Origin of the sequence: Pseudomonas putida (assembly GCF_028682395.1) — a bacterium.
Taxonomy (GTDB): Bacteria; Pseudomonadota; Gammaproteobacteria; order Pseudomonadales; family Pseudomonadaceae; genus Aquipseudomonas; species Aquipseudomonas putida_AB.
Map to the genome: position 1 here is coordinate 45,203 of NZ_JANHLC010000006.1, position 18,373 is coordinate 63,575.

An 18,373-nucleotide genomic window follows, 5' to 3' on the forward strand; every position below is an offset into this window, starting at 1 on the left:
ACACACTTCCCATGATTCACCCGAACACTCTGCCCGGCCGCCCGCGTAACACCGCTGAACGGCCGGTGCCGCCTCAACGGCGGCTGCTCGCGCTCTGTGTGCTGGCAGCGACCCTGAACGGCCTCTCCCCACTCGCGTACGCCGAGTCGCACAGCGTGCCGCAGCCCTACAGCATCCAGGCCGGCGGCCTGTCCCAGGCCCTCGGCCGCTTTGCTGCCGAGGCGCACGTGACCGTGCAGTTCTCACCCGAGCTGACCCAAGGCCTGACCTCACCCGGCCTGGTCGGCCAATACACTGTGCAGCAAGGCCTCGCCACCTTGCTTGCAGGGTCCGGGCTGGAGGCCGTGCGCCTGGGGGATGGCGTCTATGGCCTGATCCGTCGCGTCGACTCCGGCAGCGCGCTGGCGCTGGGCGCCACCACCGTGTCCGGCACACAGAGCGAGTCGGCCTATGGCCCGGTCAGCGGCTATGTGGCCAAGCGCAGCGCCACCGGCACCAAGACCGATACCTCGATCCTGGAAACACCGCAGACCATCAACGTCGTCACCCAGGCCGAAATCAAGGCCCGCGGCGCGCTCTCGGTCAACGAAGCCCTGCGCTATACCCCCGGCACCCAGGTCGACGGTTTCTCAACGCGCATCAAGGCCTTCGACGAAGTCACCTCGCGCGGGTTCAGCCCCTCGCCGCAATACCTGGACGGCCTGCACCTGCCTTACGGCGGCGGCAGCACCGGTGGTGCCCTGCAGATCGACCCCTACCTGCTGGAACGGGTCGAGGTGCTCAAAGGCCCGGCCTCGGTGCTGTACGGCCAGAACCAGCCAGGCGGGATCGTCAATCTGGTGTCCAAGCGCCCGACTGCAGAACCGCTTCACCAGGTAGTCCTGGGTACGGGCAGTTACGATCGCCGCTATGGCGCGTTCGACTTCGCCGGGGCAATCGATGAGCACAGCACGTTCCTCTATCGCCTCACCGGTGTGGTCAACGACACCAACGCCGAAACCGACTACGCCAACCAAAAGCGCATGCTCATTGCGCCCAGCCTGACCTGGAACATCAGTGAACAGACCACGCTGACCCTCTTTGCGCACTACCAGAAAGACAACGACTCACCCGCCGCCCAGGGCTTGCCGGCAGTCGGCACGGTACTGCCAAACCCCAACGGCAAGGTCCCGCGCCACCGCTTCAACGGTGAGCCCGGTTTCAACTTCTATGATCGGGACCAGTACGCCCTGGGCTACGAACTGTCTCACGCACTCAACGACGTCTGGACGCTCAAGCAGAACACCCGCTACGCCTACATCGACGATCAGTTCGTCGGCGCATTCAGTGGCTGGAGCTTCTCCACGAACCCGGATACGGGCCTCAACAACCAGAGCTTCCAGGACCGTTACGGGGTTGACTGGAAGCAGACCAACAAAGTCTTCGGCATCGACAACATCGCCCAGGCGGTATTCGACACTGGCGAGGTCGCCCACACCCTGCTGCTGGGCCTGGACTACTACCACTTCAACACCCGGTTCTTCGGCCGCTACGACATGACGCCCCCGGGTATCGACCTCTACAATCCGGTCTACGGCCGCCCGCTGGACTTCACCAAGAGCAGGCCCGGCGCCTATGACAACACCGTCACCCAGACCGGGGTCTACATTCAGGACCAACTCAAGTGGAACAACTGGTTCCTTACCGTGGGCGGTCGTTTCGATTTTGCCGAGATCAACAACAAAACCCTGCTGTCCAGCGGCAAGCACCCCCCCACCCAAAAGGACCGGCAGTTCTCCGGCCGAGCCGGGTTTGGCTATCTGTTCGACAATGGCATCACGCCTTATTTCAGCTATTCCGAGTCGTTCCTACCGGTGTCCGGGACAGACAGGAACATAAAGCCATTCGAGCCCTCGACCGGCGAACAGTATGAGGTCGGCATCAAGTACCAGCCGCCTGGCTCCGAGAGTTTTATCCAGCTGTCGGCGTACCAGATCGACATGAAGAACGTGCTGACGACCGACCCGCTGGACCGCGCCTACAGCAAGCAATCCGGCGCCCAACGCTCGACCGGTTTCGAGTTCGAAGGCAAGGCCAACCTGAGCGATGGCCTGAACCTGATCGCTGCGGTCTCGCGGGTCGATACCGAGTACACCCACGACAACGATGGCATGAAAGGCCGGCATCCCCGGGGGATATCTCCGCTGACCGCCTCGGCCTGGGTCGACTACCAGATGCCCGCCGATACCGCGTTCGCCGGCCTGGGCTTTGGCGTTGGCACGCGCTACGTGCGCAGCAGCCCGGGCACCGCCACCGAGTTTCGCGAGTTCAACGTGCCCTCGTTCACCGTCTACGACGCCATGCTCTCCTACGACCTGGGCAAGTCACCCTTGCAGATCAAGGGGGTGAAGGTTCAAGCCAACGTGGAGAACCTGGACAACAAGCTCTATGTCAGCCGCTGCGTCGGCGTCTGGGAGTGCTACTACGGCCAGGGACGTACCGTTACCGCCAACCTGACGTACGACTGGTGACCTGACGCAGGCTTCGACGACAGGCCAGCAGTTTGCCCCCATGGCGGCATGGGCCCAAGGCTGCCATGAGGGCATTGCCGAGCGTTGGGCCAGGGCGTCAGGCTAGGCCTGGGGCATTACTGCCACAATGCCGGCTGCCGCCATTGCGGTGACTTCCACGCGCATCCCTTCAACCGCCAGCGCAGCCACGCCAACCGCCGCGCGCACCGGCCACGGTTTAGCGAAGAAGCGCTGGTAAACCGCGTTGAACGCCGCGCGGTCGGCCATGTCGGTGAGGTAGATGGTCAGGTGCAGGACGCGGTCCATGGAGCTACCGGCCTTCTCCAGCGCGACCTTGAGTGCCTGCAACGTGCACTCGCTCTGCACAGTGATATCGCCCAGTTCCAGGCTGCCGTCCGCGTGGGTCGGAATCTGGGTGGAGACCAGCAGACCGGCAAAACCGGCGACATCGCTGGAAATCGACTCCGCGTCCGGGTCGGGGATAAAAGTCAGGTCATGGTTGGCCATAAAACTCTCTTGCACAAAGGGGAAGGAAACGCGCGGATCGATGCTGCGCCCGGCCCCCGCGGCGCCGGGTTTGCCCCGGGCGCCAGCGCAGGCCGGCCGGCATTATGCCGATTGCACACGCTGGCCGCAGCCCTGTCCGCGCTTACGCCTCGCGCCCATGGGCGGCGGCGGCCAATTGCGCGGTATCGACACGCACAAAGACTGAGTCGCCAACGGCGGTCAGCACACCGTCGGCGTAGATCTCGCAGATCACCCGGCTCTTGCGCCCCACCTCACCCTCGACCCAGGCCCGCAGAATCAGCGGCACGCCCATGGGCGTCGGCTTGATGTACTTGATGCCGAGGCTGCCCGTCACACAATCAATGCGCGGCAGGCTACCCGGTTCGCGAGCCTCGGCACGGTAGTGAAAGGCCATGGCGGTCCAGTTGCTATGGCAGTCGACCAGCATCGCAATCAGCCCGCCATAGACCAGATCGGGCCAACCGCAGTACTTGGCCTCGGGCAGGTGCTCGGCGATCACCTGGACGCCCTCTGCATCCCAGCGACTCTTGATATGCAACCCGTGAGGGTTGCGCCCGCCACAGCCGTAACAGACGCCCTCGGGTGCGGCGCGGTCTTGCAGGGAAATCTCGTGCATGGTGGTCCTTGTTTTTATTGTCGGTTGAGAAAGATCCGCCATGTTAAGCCAGTTACCCGCCCGCAATCGACCCACCGGCCCCGCTACCGGCATGCGCGCGGGCCGTGGGGCCTAGCGAGTTGCCGCCTCGACACCGCGCTGACAGGTCTTGAGCCACTCCTCCAGATCGCGCGCCGCCAGCGGCTTGGAGAACAGGTAACCCTGGGCCACGTGATAGCCCTGATCCTTGAGGATCCGGTACTGAGCCTCGTCTTCAATGCCCTCGGCGACTACCGTCAATTGCAGGCTTTCACCAATGCGGATTACCGCATCGCTCAGGGCGCGACTGGTGACATCGTTTTCCAGGTCCTGGACAAAACTACGGTCGAGCTTGAGTTCCTGGATCGGCAGGCGGCGTAGATAGCCCAGGCTCGAATAGCCGGTGCCAAAGTCATCCATGGCCAGGCGCACGCCCTGGGCGTTGACATCGTGCAACACCTTGAGGGTGCTGGGATGGGTGTCCATCAACACGCTTTCGGTCAATTCCAGGGTCAGGTCGGAAGCGACCAACTGGTGCTGGTCCAGGGTGCGCATGATCATCCCGGCCAGGTCCAGGTTGTGGAAGTTGGTCGGCGACAGGTTCACCGAGACCGCCGGAATAGCGATGCCCTGACGTCGCCATGCCGCCAGTTGTCGACAGGCCTGGCGAATCGCCCAGTGCCCCAGTTCGCCGATCAACCCGCACTCTTCGGCCAGCGGAATAAAGCGCGCGGGCGAGACCTGGCCGAACAACGGATGATTCCACCGCGCCAGGGCCTCGACCCCGTACAACACGCCAGTCTGCATATGCACCTGGGGCTGGTAGTGCAGTTGCAGCTCTTCGTGTTCGATGGCATCGCGCAGGGCAGTTTCCAGGGCCTGGCGTTCCTGGGCCAGTTGGTTGAGTTCGTGGCTGAAGAAACTGAAGCGCCCGCGCCCGGCGCTCTTGGCCTGGTACATGGCCATGTCGGCGCGATGGATCAGGGTGCTCATGTCGTGCCCATCCTGGGGGTAGACGCTGATCCCGATACTCGCCGACGGCGCCAGCGTGGTCTCGCCGATCTGGCAGGGCTGACCGATAGCGAGCTTGATCTGCTCGACCACCTCAGTGACATGCTCGCTGCCACACTGGGGCAGGACCACGACAAACTCATCGCCTGACAGCCGCCCGACAATATCGCTGGTACGCCGCTGGCCGTGCAGACGCTCGGCGACCACTTGCAACAATTCGTCGCCGGCCGGATGTCCCAGGGAATCGTTGATCTGCTTGAACCGATCCAGGTCGATAAACAGCACCGCCAGGTTGGTCTTGCTGCGCTTGGCCTCAATCAGCGCGTGCTCGGCCTTGGCCTGCAGCAGGCTGCGGTTGGGCAACTCGGTCAGGCTGTCGTAGAACGCCAGCTGGCGCATGTCTTCGCGGCTCTTGGCGCGCTCCAGGGCCAGGGCACAAAGCGGCGCAATCACCTCCACCAGTTGCTGGTGAAACACCGAAGGCTCGCGCACGTCCTTGTAGTAGAACGCCAGGGCCCCGAGGCAGCGCCCCTGGTTGCTCTTGATCGGCGTCGACCAGCACCCCTTGAACCCCAGGGCCATGGCCGCCGTACGGTAGTCGACCCAGATCGGGTCATGGGCAATATCGCTGGCCAGTACCGCTTCCCCGCGAAACGCGGCGGTTCCGCACGACCCCACACCCTCGCCCACCCGCAAGCCTTCCAGGCTCTGGGAGTAATGCAACGGCAGGCTGGGCGCCGCCAGCGGATGCAGTAGGCCTTCGTCATCGACCTGCAGGATCGAGGTGGTCACCTCCGGAGCGATCCGTTCGATTTCCCGGCAGACCAACTCCATCAGGCTTTCCAAAGGATCTTCACGCACCATGGCGCTGAGCATGCGATGTTGCAGCACCTCGTGCATTTTCGAGCGAGTGATATCGGTCAGGATGCTGACCGTGTGGGTCAGCCGCTGGAAACTGTCGAAGATCGGATTGGTGGTGACGCTGCACCAGATCCGCGAACCGTCCTTGATGTAAATCAGTTCCTCGGTGGTGAACGGCTCGCCGCGCAGCAGTTGCGTGCGCATCGCCAGCACCGCTTCGGGCGTCAGGTGCGGCGTCAGCAGGGCCGAGGGCGGCAGGCAGCGGGCTTCATCGAGGGAGAAGCCGAACATCTTCTCGAAACCGGCATTGATGTAGTGGATCTGCCACTGGCCATCGGTAATCAGGATCGCGTTGTCGGTCTGGTCAGTCACCAGCGACAGCAGTTGCAAGCGCTTGCGCTCGGCGTGCTGCTGGGTCACGTCCTTGATAAACGCGGTGAAGATGACCTGGCCGTCAGTCTCGACCCGCGAGATCGACATCGAGCCCCAGAGCATGCGCCCGTCGCGGTGCTTGATCGGCACATCCCGACTGGTGCCGGCGACCCGGTTGATCCCCGTCTCGCGGTTGGTGTTCACATAGCCATCGTGATGGGCCTGGATTTCCTGGGGCACCAGCATCTTGACGTTCTGCCCGAGCACTTCCTCACGGGAAAGTCCCCATAACAGCTCCGCGGCGCGATTGAACAGCACCACGCGATTTTCGGTGTCGATCACCACCACGCCATCAATGGCTTGTTCAAGGGTCTGGACAAATAGATTGGAAAGATTCTGACTGATGGGCATGGAGCTTGGACTCACACGAAAACACCAGCCGTGCGGCATTCGGGCAGGCACGGGCAAGCGCTGAATCAGTAATCCAGAGGAGAGCGGGGTCTTGCGAAGTAGGCGAGCGCGACCGGATCCTTTGGTGCTGGTCATCATCCACGATAAATGATGGCATAGCGCCACTTTAACAGGATATTTCCGCCAGACCACTGCCCCGGATCAGTAAATTTCCCACCCCGTCAGCACGCGACGCCCGGGCTAGATGGGCGCTGACGGTGACCCAGATGCCCGGCCCTGAAACCGTGGACGCGCAGCTGACCACCGCCCTCGCCGGTTACCGGGCCGCTACCGTGCTGCCCTTTGCCATCTGCCTGCGCGACAGCGCGCGGGTCGTCGGCAGCACCCGCTTCTGGAAGATCGACGCGCAGCATCGCAAGCTGGAAATCGGCCATACCTGGCTCGGCGAATCGCACCAGCGCTCGCGGATCCATACCGAGGCCAAGTACCTGCTGCAACACGCCTTCGAGGTGATGGATTGCGTGCGCGTGCAGTTCACCACCGATGAGTTGAACGCCAAATCCCGCGCGGCGATCCTGCGGATCGGCGCCACGCAGGAAGGCATTGTGCGTCACGAGCGGATCATGCCCGACGGGCGCAAACGCAACTCGCTGCGCTTGAGCATCATCGATCCCGAGTGGCCCGGGGTAAAACAGAACCTGCTGGAAAAAATGCAACGCGGGCCTGCGCCCGATTGACAACACGGCGCGCAGCTTATAAAAAAGCCTATCGATCAGAGCGTGTATCTCAATGCTTCCTTCCCACGACCTTGCAGCACTCGTCACTGGCTTGAATGCCAGGACACAAGGCCGTGCGGTCAGCGCCTCCAAATCGAAGAAACAGTCGCTCATTTGACCGGGGCGCACTGTCCCGTCAGATGGGCTGACAGGACAATGCGCGCTACGGACACACCCTCCTCGCCTGCTGGCCTTCTACTCTTCTGACGACGACTCAAACGGTCTGCCATCAGGAGTTCATCGTATGTCATCGTTTCACGGAATCTGGGTTCCCCTCGTCACCCCCTTTCACCAGGGCGCCATCGACTTTGCCGCGCTCGGGCGCCTGGTCAAGTATTACCTGGACAGCGGCGTCGCCGGCCTGGTGGTCTGCGGTACCACCGGTGAGGCCGCCGCACTCAGCCACCGCGAACAACTGACGGTGCTCGACACCGTGCTCGAACACGCCCCCGCCCGGCAGGTGGTGATGGGCCTGGCCGGCAATAACCAGGCCGAACTGCTGCACTTTCAGGCCGAGATCCTGCAGCGCTCGATTGCCGGCCTGCTGGTACCGCCGCCCTATTACATCCGCCCGTCCCAGGCAGCCCTGGTGGCGTTTTTCAATACCGTGGCCGAGGCTTCTTCGGTACCGCTGATTCTGTACGATATTCCCTACCGCACCGGCGTGACCTTCGAACGCGCCACGCTGCTGGAAATCGTCCGGCATCCGAATATCGCCGCCATCAAGGATTGTGGCGGCAATCTACACACCACCCTGGCCCTGATCGCGTCAGGCGATGTGGCGGTAATGGCCGGCGAGGATCTGCAAATATTCAACGCACTGTGCCTGGGCGCAACCGGGGCCATCGCGGCCTCGGCCCACCTCTATCCGCAGCGCTTCGTGCAGATGCATCGCCAGATCCAGGACCAGCAATGGCAGGCGGCACGCGAAAGCTTTTTTGCCCTGCTGCCGTTGATCCAGTTGCTGTTTGTCGAGCCTAACCCGGCCCCGGTCAAAAGTGCACTGGCCCTGCAAGGCTGGATCGAGGACGAACTGCGCGCGCCGATGCTGCCCGGCTCCGCACCGCTGGTCGCCAGGCTTCAGGCCCTGTTGCAGGACATGGGCTAGCGCGCCGTCAAGGCGACCCGGTAGACGCAGCGGCGTGAATCGCTGAGCAGATGCTCCAGGCGGGTGACCACGGCCTCCTCGCCGATCACCTCCTGGAACAGCTGCAGTTCGGAGCGGCAGAAACCCTGACAGGTGCGAGCAGCGGCGCAGATCGGACAGTGGTCTTCGATCAACAGCCAGTCTTCACCCTCGCGCTCGACCCGGGCCATGTAGCCTTCATCGCTGCGCACCCGGGCCAGTTGCCGGAGCCGCGCCTCCAGGGTCGGTCCCGGACACTCGCGCAGGTACAACTCACGGGCCTCGGTTTCGCGCTGACCGATCAGGCGGTCCAGGCCTTCCTCACCGAACAGCTGGCGAATCGAGCCGATCAACTGCACGCTGAGTTGCGCATGCGTGTCGGGGAAACGTCGGTTCCCGGCCTCGGTCAGCACCCAATTCTGACGTGGACGACCGACCCCGGACGCCGCTTCCTGCTGCCCCTCAACCAGTCCACCGGCCACCAGCTTCTGCACCTGCTGACGCGCGGCCTCCGGGGTGATCGCCAGCGCTTCGGCCAAGGCGCCATTGGCCACCGGCCCATGGGTCTTGAGGTAAAACAGGATACGCTCGGCAGTCGGCATCGTTTCCGAATTATCCAAGCTTTCCCTTGTGTAATTCATGACCCACACCTAATATCCAAGAAATTGCTTGGATATTAGGCCGAAGCCCCGCTTCTGTCACCCACTGACCTGTCGAGAGAACGCCCATGCACAGCCCATCCCCTGCCACCGCGACCTGGGGCGACCTGCTGGGAGGCCGCAACGGTCTGCTGGCCCTCGCCCTGATCGGCGGCGTGGCCCTGCACGCGATCAACGTGCATATCGTCACCACCGTCCTGCCCTCCGTGGTGCAGGATATCGGCGGCCTTGACTGGTATGCCTGGAACACCACGCTGTTCGTGGTCGCCTCGATTGTCGGCGCGGCGCTGTCGGTCTGGCTGCTGGCCGCGACCGGTCCGCGCGGCGCCTGCCTGAGCGCCCTGGCGATCTTTACCCTGGGCTCCATCGGCTGCGCCCTGGCCACGTCCATGCCCTGGATGCTGGCCGGACGCAGCGTGCAAGGCCTGGGCGGCGGCGCTCTGGCGGCCCTGAGTTACTCGTTGATCCGCCTGGTGTTCGAACCCCGCCTATGGCCACGGGCCGTGGCGCTGGTGTCGGGTATGTGGGGCGTGGCGACCCTCTGCGGGCCCGCCCTCGGTGGTCTGTTCGCCCAGGCCGGGCACTGGCGCTGGGCCTTCTGGTCCCTGCTGCCGGTGGCGTTGTTCCAGGCGCTACTGATCCTGGTGCAATTGCGCGGGCAATCAAGCGAGGCCCGTGAAGGCGCGCTGCCGAAGATTGCCTTCGCCCAGATCACCCTACTGGCCACCTCGGTGCTGGCCATTGCCGCCGGCAGCCTGTCCAGCCAGTTGCTGGGGCAGGCCATTGGCGTGATCGTCGGCTTGGCCCTGGGGATCGCCGCAATTGCCGTGGACCGCCGCGCCGACGTGCGCCTGTTGCCACGTGGCGCGACCGCCCTGGCCACGCCGCTGGGCACAGTCTACGCGTGCGTCGCCCTGCTGCTGGTGGGCGCCACTACCGAGATTTTCGTCCCGTACTTTCTGCAACTGCTCCATGGCCACTCGCCCCTGGCCGCCGGTTACCTGACCGCCGCCATGGCCGGTGGCTGGAGCCTGGCCTCGATGTACTCCTCGGGCCACAGCGCACGCACGGCGGCCCGCCTGCTGCGCGTCGGACCGGCGCTGTGCATGTTCAGCCTGCTGGCCCTGGCCGTGCTGATGCCCACGGCCGATGCGCTGCCTGCGCACCTCGCCACCCTGGCCTTTGCCGTGACCCTGGCCGGGGTCGGTGCGGGCGTCGGGATCTGCTGGCCCCACCTGCTGACCCAGGTGCTGACCCTGGCCCCAGCCAACGAAGGTGGCCTCGCCTCGGCGGCCATCACCACCGTGCAGTTATACGGCATGGCCATCGGTGCCGCCGTCGCCGGGCTGGTGGCCAATGCCGCCGGCCTCGGGGCCGAGGATGCGCTGGCCGGTGCACGCAGCGCTTCGATCTGGCTGTTCGCCAGTTTTGCCCTGGCGCCAGCCCTGGTGCTGTGGCTGATGCGCCGTATCGGCTGAAAGCCCGTACTTTGCCAAGGGTCGGCCCTGCGGGGCCGTTCCTATATGATGGCGCGCTTCATAATAGCGGCCGCACCTGCGTGCCAACGCTGATCGGAGCCTTGCCATGTCCTTGCCGCACCGCCCTACCCCTGCCCGCCCGCGCCCACCGCGCCCTCTGTTGGGGCTCGCACTGTGCGGGGCCTGTGGCCTGGGCCAGGCGGCCTTGCAGTTGCCGGCGACCAGAGTGGAAGGTACAGACAGCAGCGGCTATCGCCCGAGCCAGGCCAGTGTCGGCGGGTTTGAAAGCGCCGCACTGCTCGACACACCGGCCTCGATCACGGTCATCGACCAGTCGCTGATCCAGGACCAGCAAGCCCGCCTGCTCAGCGAAGTCCTGAAAAACGACGCGTCGGTGGGCGAAAGCTACGCGCCGGTCGGCTATTACGAAAACTTCGTGGTCCGCGGTTTCTCTCTGAATGCCGCCAACAGCTACCGAATCAATGGTCGCAGTGTCGCCGGCGAGCAGAATATCGCCCTGGAAAACAAGCAGCAGGTCGAGTTGCTCAAGGGCTTGGCCGGTTTGCAGGCGGGCGTCTCGGAACCCGGCGGGCTGGTCAACTACGTGACCAAGCGGCCCGAGGCCGTGCGTTCGGTCACCGTCGCCACCGATGACCGCGGCAGCGGCTACCTCGCCACCGATGTCGGCGGCTGGTTTGGCGCCGAAGAACAATTCGGCCTGCGGGCCAACGTGGCCCATGAAGATATCCACGCCTATGTCGAGCACGCCAATGGCCAGCGCGACTTCGTGTCCCTGGCGTTCGACTGGGCGATCAGCCCCGACGCCCTGTTGCAACTCGATATCGAGTACCAGACTCGCGAGCAGCGCTCGGTGCCCGGCTACCAGTTGCTCGGCGGCAGCGCCTTGCCTCACCACGCATCGCCGAAAAAACTGCTGGCCCACCAGAGCGGCGCCAAGCCGGTCAGCAGTGAAGCGCTCAACCTCAACGGCGCCTTCGAATACCGTTTCAACGACCAGTGGAAAGGTCGTTTCAGCGCCTCACGCAGCCGCGTGGTGATCGATGACTACAGCGCCTTTGCCTGGGGCTGGGGTTGCTACACCAGCAATCCGGCGACCTGCACTCCATCAGCCAGCGGCTTCAGCCCCGAGGGCGGCTACGATATCTACGATTTCCGCAGCCCCGACGATACCAAGCGCAACGACGAAGCCCAGGCGACGCTAAGCGGGACCTTCACCACGGGCACGCTGACGCATGAACTGAGCGTTGGCACCAGCGCATTCCGGCGCGTGGTGGACAAGCGCGAAGCGATCAACGAGCCCATCGGCACCGGCAATATCGCCAGCGAACCGGATAACTTCGCGCGCTACAACGGCGCCCTCAAGCCCTCCCAGCGGCGCCTGGACAGCCGCCAATACGGCTTGTTCCTGAACGACCGCATCCACTTGAACGAACAATGGCAGACCGTGCTGGGTGGCCGCGAAGTGCGCCTGGACGAAGAAAACTTCGATGAGTTCGGCGCGAGCAAACGCCATACCCAACGCTATGTGTTCCTGCCCGAGGCGGCGCTGATCTACCAGCCTTTGCCGAACCTTGCGCTGTACACCCGCTACAGCAAGGGCCTGTCCATGGGCGGTGAAGCGGCCTGGTTTACCGACAACGCCTACGAGATTCTCGCCCCGACCGTTTCGCGGCAGATCGAGGCCGGAATCAAGTACGACTGGCAACGCCTGAGCCTCACCGCCGCGCTATTCCAGATCCGCCAGGCCAACCAGTACAACAAGCCCGATGGCACCGGCCACTTCCTCTACGTGCAGCAAGGCGAGCAGAAAAACACCGGGCTGGAACTCGGCGCCAGCGGCTGGGCGACCTCGCGGCTGCAGGTATCGGCCAGCGTCGCGGCGATTCGCGCGCGGATGACCGACAGCGGCACCCCGGCCTATGAAGGGCATCAGGCCCTCAACGTACCCAAGATCCGCGCCAGCTTCTCTGCCGACTACAGCCTGCCCTGGGTCGACGGCCTGGCCGTGCTGGGCGGCGTGCAATACAGCGGCGGCAAGTACGCCAACCGCGAAGGCGCGGTCAAGGTCGACGACTACGCGATTGTCAACCTGGGCAGCCGCTACAGCACCCGAATCGACGGCTATGACACGGTCTTTCGACTGAGCATCGATAACCTGTTCGACAAGCGTTACTGGCGGGATGTGGGTGAGTACATGGGCGACGGCTACCTGTTCCAGGGCGCCCCACTGACCGCACGGCTCAGTGCTTCGATCAACTTCTGAGACGGCTGAACACCTGGATTCACGCCCATAAAAAAGCCCCGTTGGACCTCAACGGGGCAAGAAATGGAGTGGCTCAACAGAGATCGCTTAACACCTCATGCTTAACGTCCGATGGCGCGGGCCGCGTCGGCGGTGTACATGTCCGGGGTGTATTTACCTTCGTTGAGAATCGGCCCCTTCTTCGCTTCGTTGGTCATGCCATAACCGGTGTACTGGCCGGAGTTCAGGTCCATAAAGAACTGCGATCCCGCCTGCCAGCCGCTCATGTCCGGATGGTAGTAGTAGTTGATCATGGCGTGCTTCCACAGCTGGCCACGGGTGTCGTAGTTGTCGGCCATCACCGAGTTCCAGGTGTCCTCATCGATAAACAGCACGCGCTTGCCATAGACATGGCGATAACCTTCCTTAAGATCCGCCTCGACCACCCAGACGCGCCGCAGCTCGTAGCGCATAAAGTCCGGGTTCGGGTGGTTGGGGGTCAGGATATCGGCGTATTTGACGTCAGCCGTGTTGGGCTTGAACGCGTTGGCCGGCGCATAGATCTCACGCTTGCCGATCAGCTTCCAGTTGTAGCGCTCGGGGCCGCCGTTGAACAGCCGGTCCTCGTCGACAATCATGGTGCCATTGGTGCCGATCATCGGCTGGTCATAGCCATAGCCCGGCAGCTGGCGCACGCGGCGGGTCGAAGGACTGTAGTTCCAGGCCTGGCGCGCATCGGTGGCGAAGTTGTAGGGCTCGTGGGCAATGGCAATCACGCCATTGTCACGGGCCGGCTTGAGCGTGGTGTTGTAGCTCATCGCCTGGATCCGGTCTTCAGTCTTGGGCTCGACCGTCGGCGAGTTGGCCTGGGACAGGTTGCGCGCATGGGCGCGGCCCCAGCCAATGCTGCCATTGGGTAATACGGATGCCAGGTCGCTGATCTTTTCCTCGGTGTAGGCACGCGCCGGCAACTGGTGGTTCCACAGCACTTCCATACCGCTTTTCGGAATCGGGAACGGAATCTGCCCCAACCCTTCGATCCCCAGGCCATCGTTGACCAACTTGGCATGCAGGGCGTTGTCCATGGCACGCCGGCAGACGTAGTCGGGGTAGCGGAAGTCGCGATGGCCCGGGTAGATATTCATCTTGTAGGTGGTCGGGTACTTCTTGAGCAAGGCCTTCTGGCCATCGGTCAGCTTGCTCTCGTACTCGCTCATGTTCTGCGCGGTGATCACCAGGATCGGCTTCTCGGCCGCATAGGGATCCACCGGCTGGTCACCCGAAAATTTCACATGATTCCAGCCCGGCACCTCACCCAGGTACTTGCCGGTGTAGGGCGGGATCGTGCCCTCGGCATTCCCCGCCTGCTCAGCGCCGACACAAGTCAGTTCCTTGCCCAGTTTGGCGGCTTCTTGGGGCGACACTTGCGCATACGCGCTACCGAGACCGCCAGTGGTGGCGGTGATTGCGGCTGCGAGCATTACGCCTGTTCTTGTTATTTTCATGTATTGCCTCCTTCGCTGTTAAGGCTTTCGGGTGTGCATCCATTCTTCGTGTTCTGGCGGACCAAACATCGTCCACAAAGACTAAAAAACGCTAACAGGCCCATCTTTCTTTCAACGGGGCCTTGAGCACCTTGCCCGAGGCATTGCGCGGCAAGGGTTCGACCTGGTGGAACACCTGCGCCGGCACCTTGTAGGCCGCCAGACGCGCAGCGATAAACGCCATGACGGCGCCGCTCTCGGGCACCGCATCGGCCGGGCCGGCGATCACCAGTGCCACCGCCTCGCCATGGAGCGGATCGGCCACGGCAAAGGCCGCCGCCTCCGTCACGCCGGGTATCAGGCAGGCACACGCCTCGACCTCGGCCGCGGAGATCTTTTCACCGCCGCGATTGATCAGGTCCTTGAGTCGGCCGGTAATGCACAGGTAGCCCTCGTCATCCAGGTGCCCGATATCGCCGGTATCGAGCCAGCCGTCACGCAGGGTCTGGGCAGTCGCCTCCGGCAGATTCCAGTAGGCGTTCATGAGGGTGGGCGAACGCAGCCAGATCAGCCCGCTGGTGCCGGCCGGCAAGGGCCGGTCCGGGTGCTCGCCAATGCGCACATCGACGACCGGCAAGGGCCAGCCCACGGTATGCGGTTTGTAGAGAAACTGGTCGCCGCCAATCGCAGCGCCGATCCCGTTGCTTTCGGTCAAGCCAAAGCCGCTGCCGCCAATCGCCTCGGGCCGGCGCTCGGCCATGCTGGCCAGTAACTCGCGCGAGGACGCGCCACCGCCCAGGCCCATGCCGAACAGGCTCGCGGTATCGGCGCTGCCAAAGCGCGGCGAGGCCAGCAACTGCTGCATCATCACCGGCGCGCCATTGAACTGGGTGCAGCGCTCGTCGCGAATCAGGTCCAGGGCGATGTCGACGTCCCACTTGTACATCAGCACGATCCGCCGACCACCGCGCAGGGCCAGCAGGAACTGCGCATACAACCCGCTGACATGGAACAGCGGCACCGCCATCAACAGGGTCGGCGCATAACCGCTCTGCATGATCGTGGCGATCCGTTCCGGCGAACTGAGGGCACTGAACGCGCCCTGGAACTCCAGGGCGGTCAGCGCCTGGCACACGGCCCGATGGCTGGACAGCACCCCTTTGGCCCGGCTGGTGGTGCCCGAGGTGTACAGGATCAGCGCCGGCGCATCGGCCTCGACAGTGACCGGCGGGACCTCGATCAACGGCGCCGCCAGCACCGCTTCATAACGCGCACAGCCCGCCGGCAGGTCGCCACCCTCAGCCATGCCGATGACCAGCGCCTGACACCCGGACACCGCCAGATCCGCTTCCAACTGCCGCCAGCGCGGCTCGTCGCACAGCAGCACCCGCGCGCCGCTGTCCTGCAGGCCATGGAGCAATTCATCGCGCAGACCCCAACTGTTGAGCGGCACACAGACCGCCCCACAGCGCTGGACCGCGACAAAGGCCACCAGCCACGCCGGCTGATTGCGCATGGCAATCGCCACGCGATCGCCGGGGCGTACGCCGAAGGTTTCGAGCAGTTGCCCGGCCAGGCGATCGACCTGGTCGAAGTACTGGGCAAAACTCAGCCGCTGCTCGCCCCACACCAGGAATTCGCGCTCGCCATGGGCCCGGCCGGCCTCCAGGGCCACCAGCAGATTGGCCGGTGCGTGGCGAAACGAGCGCGTGCCACCGGAAACCGGGGTCAGCACTTCAAAAGGCGAGCCCGGGGCAATCAGTTGCTGCCAGGCGGCCTGCCATCGTTGAGCATTCATCGTGTTCTCCCGAACAACCGGCCTTAGCCGTTCGCCCCAGTCAGGGCCGCGTAGCGTTCGCCGTGGAAATCCCGGTCACCAAGGCAACCCTGGGCCACGCGAATGCGCTTGAGGTACAGGCCGACATCCAGCTCATCGGTCACGCCAATGCCGCCGTGCATCTGCACGGCCTCGTTAGCCACCTTGAGCGCCGTGTCGCCGGCCTTCCATTTCGCCAGGCTGACCAGCCGACCGCGCTCGGCTGCAGCCAGCTCGCCAGCGTCGAGTGCCGCGAGCCCGGCCATGACCGCACTGCGCGCCAGCGCCAGGTCGGCATACAGCTGCGCCGCACGGTGCTGCAAGGCCTGGAACGAACCGATGGGCGTATCGAACTGGACCCGGGTCTTGAGGTACTCCAGGGTGCTGGCAAACAGCGTCTCGGCGGCGCCGAGCATCTCCGCCGCGAGACAGGCGCGGCCACGGTCAAGGGCACTGTCCAGCGCTGCCCAGCCTTCACCCAGGGCACCCACCAGGGCTTCGGGGCCGACCCGGACCTGCTCCAGGTGCAGCCGTGCGCAGTTGCGCGAATCAATCAATGGCAACGGGCTGCAACGCAGGCCCGGGGTATCGCCAGGCAGCAGAAACAAGCTGATCCCCATCGCCTCGCCGGGCTGGCCGGCCGTGCGCGCGGCGACGAGATAGGCATCGGCGCCCACCCCGTCGACCACCCAGTGCTTGTCGCCATCCAGACGAAAACCGCCGCCCTCGGCCACAGCGCGCAGCCCGGTGGCCAACGGGTTGTGCCGGGGGTGTTCGTCGAGGGCCAGGGCCAGGCGTTTTTCGCCACTGATCGCCGCGCTCAGCCAGTGATCTTGCTGCGCGGCATTGCCCGCCAGGTGCAGCAGCGAGCCGCCCAGCACCACGCTGGACAACAGCGGCGTAGCGGACAGATGACGGCCGCTGGCTTCAAAGATCGGCCCCAGGCCCATACAGCCGAAATCCAGCCCGCCGAGGTTTTCCGGAAAAGGAATGGCACTCCAGCCCAGCCCGATCGCTTCGGCCCAGACCGCCTCGTCGAAGCCCAGCGGCGTGCCGCTGTCACGCAACCGACGCTGGGCACCCACCGGGCTGCGGGCGGCCAGAAAGTCCCCGGCACTGTCGGCCAGCAAACGCTGGTCATCGCTGTAACGCAGGTTCATACCGCAGCTCCTTTTTGCCCATCGGCTTTCTTCGCTTCCGGCAGGCCCAGCACCCGCTTGGCGATCACATTGAGCTGCACTTCCGACGCACCGCCAGAAATGGTCAGCGCGTAACTGTTCAACCAACCCCGGGTAATCGCCAGTTGCTGGTCACTGAAGGCCTCGCCCTGCCAGCCCAGGGCATGCACGCCCAGGGCATCGAGCAGGACCTCGAATTTGTCCCGTTCCTGCTCGGTGTGGGTCAGTTTCATGATCGCCATCAGGCCGCTGACATCTTCGCCGGCCCGAGCCTCTTCCCCCATGCGCTGCACGGTCAGGCCATAGGCATGCTCGTCCATGGCGTTGGCCACGGCCCGCGCATACAGCGCGTGCTCGCCCTGGGTCGAGGGTTGCGGCAGGTATTCACGCAGCAACGGCAGCAGGTGAAAGTGCGCAGGCAGGCTGATTTCGCCAAATTTCGACATGGCCTTGCGTTCGTGTTGCAACAGGCGCTTGGCCAGGCTCCAGCCACCGTCGAGCGGGCCGATCAACTGGCCCTTGGGCACCTGCACACCGTCGAAAAACACCTGGCAAAATGCCGACTTGCCGCTGATCAAATCAATCGGTGCCGCCTTGACGCCGGGGCTGCGCATATCCAGCACGATCAGGCTGATGCCCTCGTGCTTGGCCGCCTTGGGATTGGTGCGCACCAGGGCGTACATCCAGTCGGACTTGTCGCCGTAGGAGGTCCAGATCTTGGTGCCATCCACGACAAAATGGTCACCGGCATCGCGGGCGGCCATTTTCAGGCTGGCCAGGTCGGAGCCGGCATTAGGCTCGGAAAAGCCCTGACACCAGCGCACCTCACCCCGGGCCATGGGCGGCAACAGGCTGCGCTTCTGCTCCTCGCTGCCGTATTCGAGCAACAACGGACCGAGCATCCAGACGCCCAGGTTGATCTGCGGCGGGCGGCACTTGAGCCGGCGCAGTTCACCTTCGAGCACCGCCAGGCGTTCGGCATCCAGGCCACCGCCGCCATACTCCAGCGGCCAGTCGGGGCAAAACCAGCCCTTATCGCGCATGCGCTCGAACCACAGCCGCGCATCGTCACTGGGAAACTCGACCTGGCTGCCGCCCCACACCAGTTCGCCTTCCGCCGTGGCGGTGCGCATCAATGGCGGACAGTTGGCCTCCAGCCAGGCACGGGTCTCGTGCCGAAATTGTTCAATGGTGCTCATGGATTTCACCCTCGGCCCGTCCCGGCGCAGCGCCGGGCGGGTATTTATTGTGGTTGGGCAGGTGGAC

13 protein-coding genes are annotated in these 18,373 nt (G+C 64.2%); 5 read left to right on the plus strand and 8 right to left on the minus strand.

The window, feature by feature from the left end:
* The first annotated feature begins 11 nt into the window (after positions 1–11).
* Complete coding sequence (locus NPS46_RS15630; protein ID WP_274108642.1) at positions 12–2,510, plus strand: TonB-dependent siderophore receptor; 2,499 nt, start codon at positions 12–14, stop codon at positions 2,508–2,510.
* Positions 2,511–2,612: 102 nt separating this feature from the next.
* Here the strand turns inward: NPS46_RS15630 and NPS46_RS15635 are convergent, their stop codons facing one another.
* The 3 genes from NPS46_RS15635 to NPS46_RS15645 all read right to left on the minus strand — a co-directional run bounded on the left by NPS46_RS15635 (position 2,613) and on the right by NPS46_RS15645 (position 6,327).
* Positions 2,613–3,017 carry a RidA family protein gene (locus NPS46_RS15635; protein ID WP_274108643.1) on the minus strand — a complete coding sequence of 135 codons (405 nt, stop codon included), beginning with the start codon at positions 3,015–3,017 and terminating at the stop codon, positions 2,613–2,615.
* Positions 3,018–3,159: 142 nt separating this feature from the next.
* The gene (locus NPS46_RS15640) at positions 3,160–3,654 is read right to left on the minus strand and encodes a PaaI family thioesterase (RefSeq protein ID WP_274108644.1); all 495 of its coding nucleotides are present in this window, start codon (positions 3,652–3,654) and stop codon (positions 3,160–3,162) included.
* A gap of 111 nt (positions 3,655–3,765) precedes the next feature.
* Positions 3,766–6,327, minus strand: coding sequence for an EAL domain-containing protein (locus tag NPS46_RS15645; RefSeq protein WP_274108645.1), 2,562 nt, complete (start codon positions 6,325–6,327; stop codon positions 3,766–3,768).
* Positions 6,328–6,518: 191 nt separating this feature from the next.
* On the opposite strand from NPS46_RS15645, the gene NPS46_RS15650 reads away from it, so the two are divergent.
* Both NPS46_RS15650 and dapA read left to right on the plus strand, forming a co-directional pair.
* Positions 6,519–7,064 (plus strand): GNAT family N-acetyltransferase, encoded by a 546-nt coding sequence (locus tag NPS46_RS15650; protein WP_425312750.1) that lies wholly within the window; start codon positions 6,519–6,521, stop codon positions 7,062–7,064.
* A gap of 283 nt (positions 7,065–7,347) precedes the next feature.
* Positions 7,348–8,211: a 4-hydroxy-tetrahydrodipicolinate synthase gene (gene dapA / locus NPS46_RS15655; RefSeq protein ID WP_274108646.1), complete on the plus strand. Its 864-nt coding sequence runs from the start codon at positions 7,348–7,350 to the stop codon at positions 8,209–8,211.
* Here the strand turns inward: dapA and NPS46_RS15660 are convergent.
* Entirely contained in the window at positions 8,208–8,870 is a 663-nt protein-coding gene (locus tag NPS46_RS15660) for a helix-turn-helix transcriptional regulator (RefSeq protein WP_274108647.1), read from the minus strand. The two genes, dapA and NPS46_RS15660, sit on opposite strands and share 4 nt — an antisense overlap.
* Before the next feature lie 86 nt (positions 8,871–8,956).
* On the opposite strand from NPS46_RS15660, the gene NPS46_RS15665 reads away from it, so the two are divergent.
* A complete protein-coding gene (locus NPS46_RS15665; RefSeq protein WP_274108648.1) occupies positions 8,957–10,366 on the plus strand; it encodes an MFS transporter in 1,410 nt (469 codons plus the stop codon).
* A gap of 106 nt (positions 10,367–10,472) precedes the next feature.
* Entirely contained in the window at positions 10,473–12,650 is a 2,178-nt protein-coding gene (locus NPS46_RS15670; protein ID WP_274108649.1) for a TonB-dependent siderophore receptor, read from the plus strand.
* Between the two features lie 101 nt (positions 12,651–12,751).
* On the opposite strand, the gene NPS46_RS15675 is transcribed toward NPS46_RS15670, so the two are convergent.
* The 4 genes from NPS46_RS15675 to NPS46_RS15690 form a co-directional block, all read right to left on the minus strand.
* Positions 12,752–14,134, minus strand: a complete 1,383-nt coding sequence (locus NPS46_RS15675) for a DUF1329 domain-containing protein (RefSeq protein ID WP_274108650.1) — start codon at positions 14,132–14,134, stop codon at positions 12,752–12,754.
* A 91-nt stretch (positions 14,135–14,225) separates the two neighbouring features.
* The gene (locus tag NPS46_RS15680) at positions 14,226–15,911 is read right to left on the minus strand and encodes a class I adenylate-forming enzyme family protein (protein WP_274108651.1); all 1,686 of its coding nucleotides are present in this window, start codon (positions 15,909–15,911) and stop codon (positions 14,226–14,228) included.
* Positions 15,912–15,934: 23 nt separating this feature from the next.
* Positions 15,935–17,089, minus strand: coding sequence for an acyl-CoA dehydrogenase family protein (locus tag NPS46_RS15685; protein WP_274108652.1), 1,155 nt, complete (start codon positions 17,087–17,089; stop codon positions 15,935–15,937).
* Positions 17,086–18,306 carry an acyl-CoA dehydrogenase family protein gene (locus tag NPS46_RS15690; RefSeq protein ID WP_274108653.1) on the minus strand — a complete coding sequence of 407 codons (1,221 nt, stop codon included), beginning with the start codon at positions 18,304–18,306 and terminating at the stop codon, positions 17,086–17,088. The genes NPS46_RS15685 and NPS46_RS15690 overlap by 4 nt, the downstream gene beginning before the upstream one ends.
* Between the last annotated feature and the right edge of the window lie 67 nt (positions 18,307–18,373).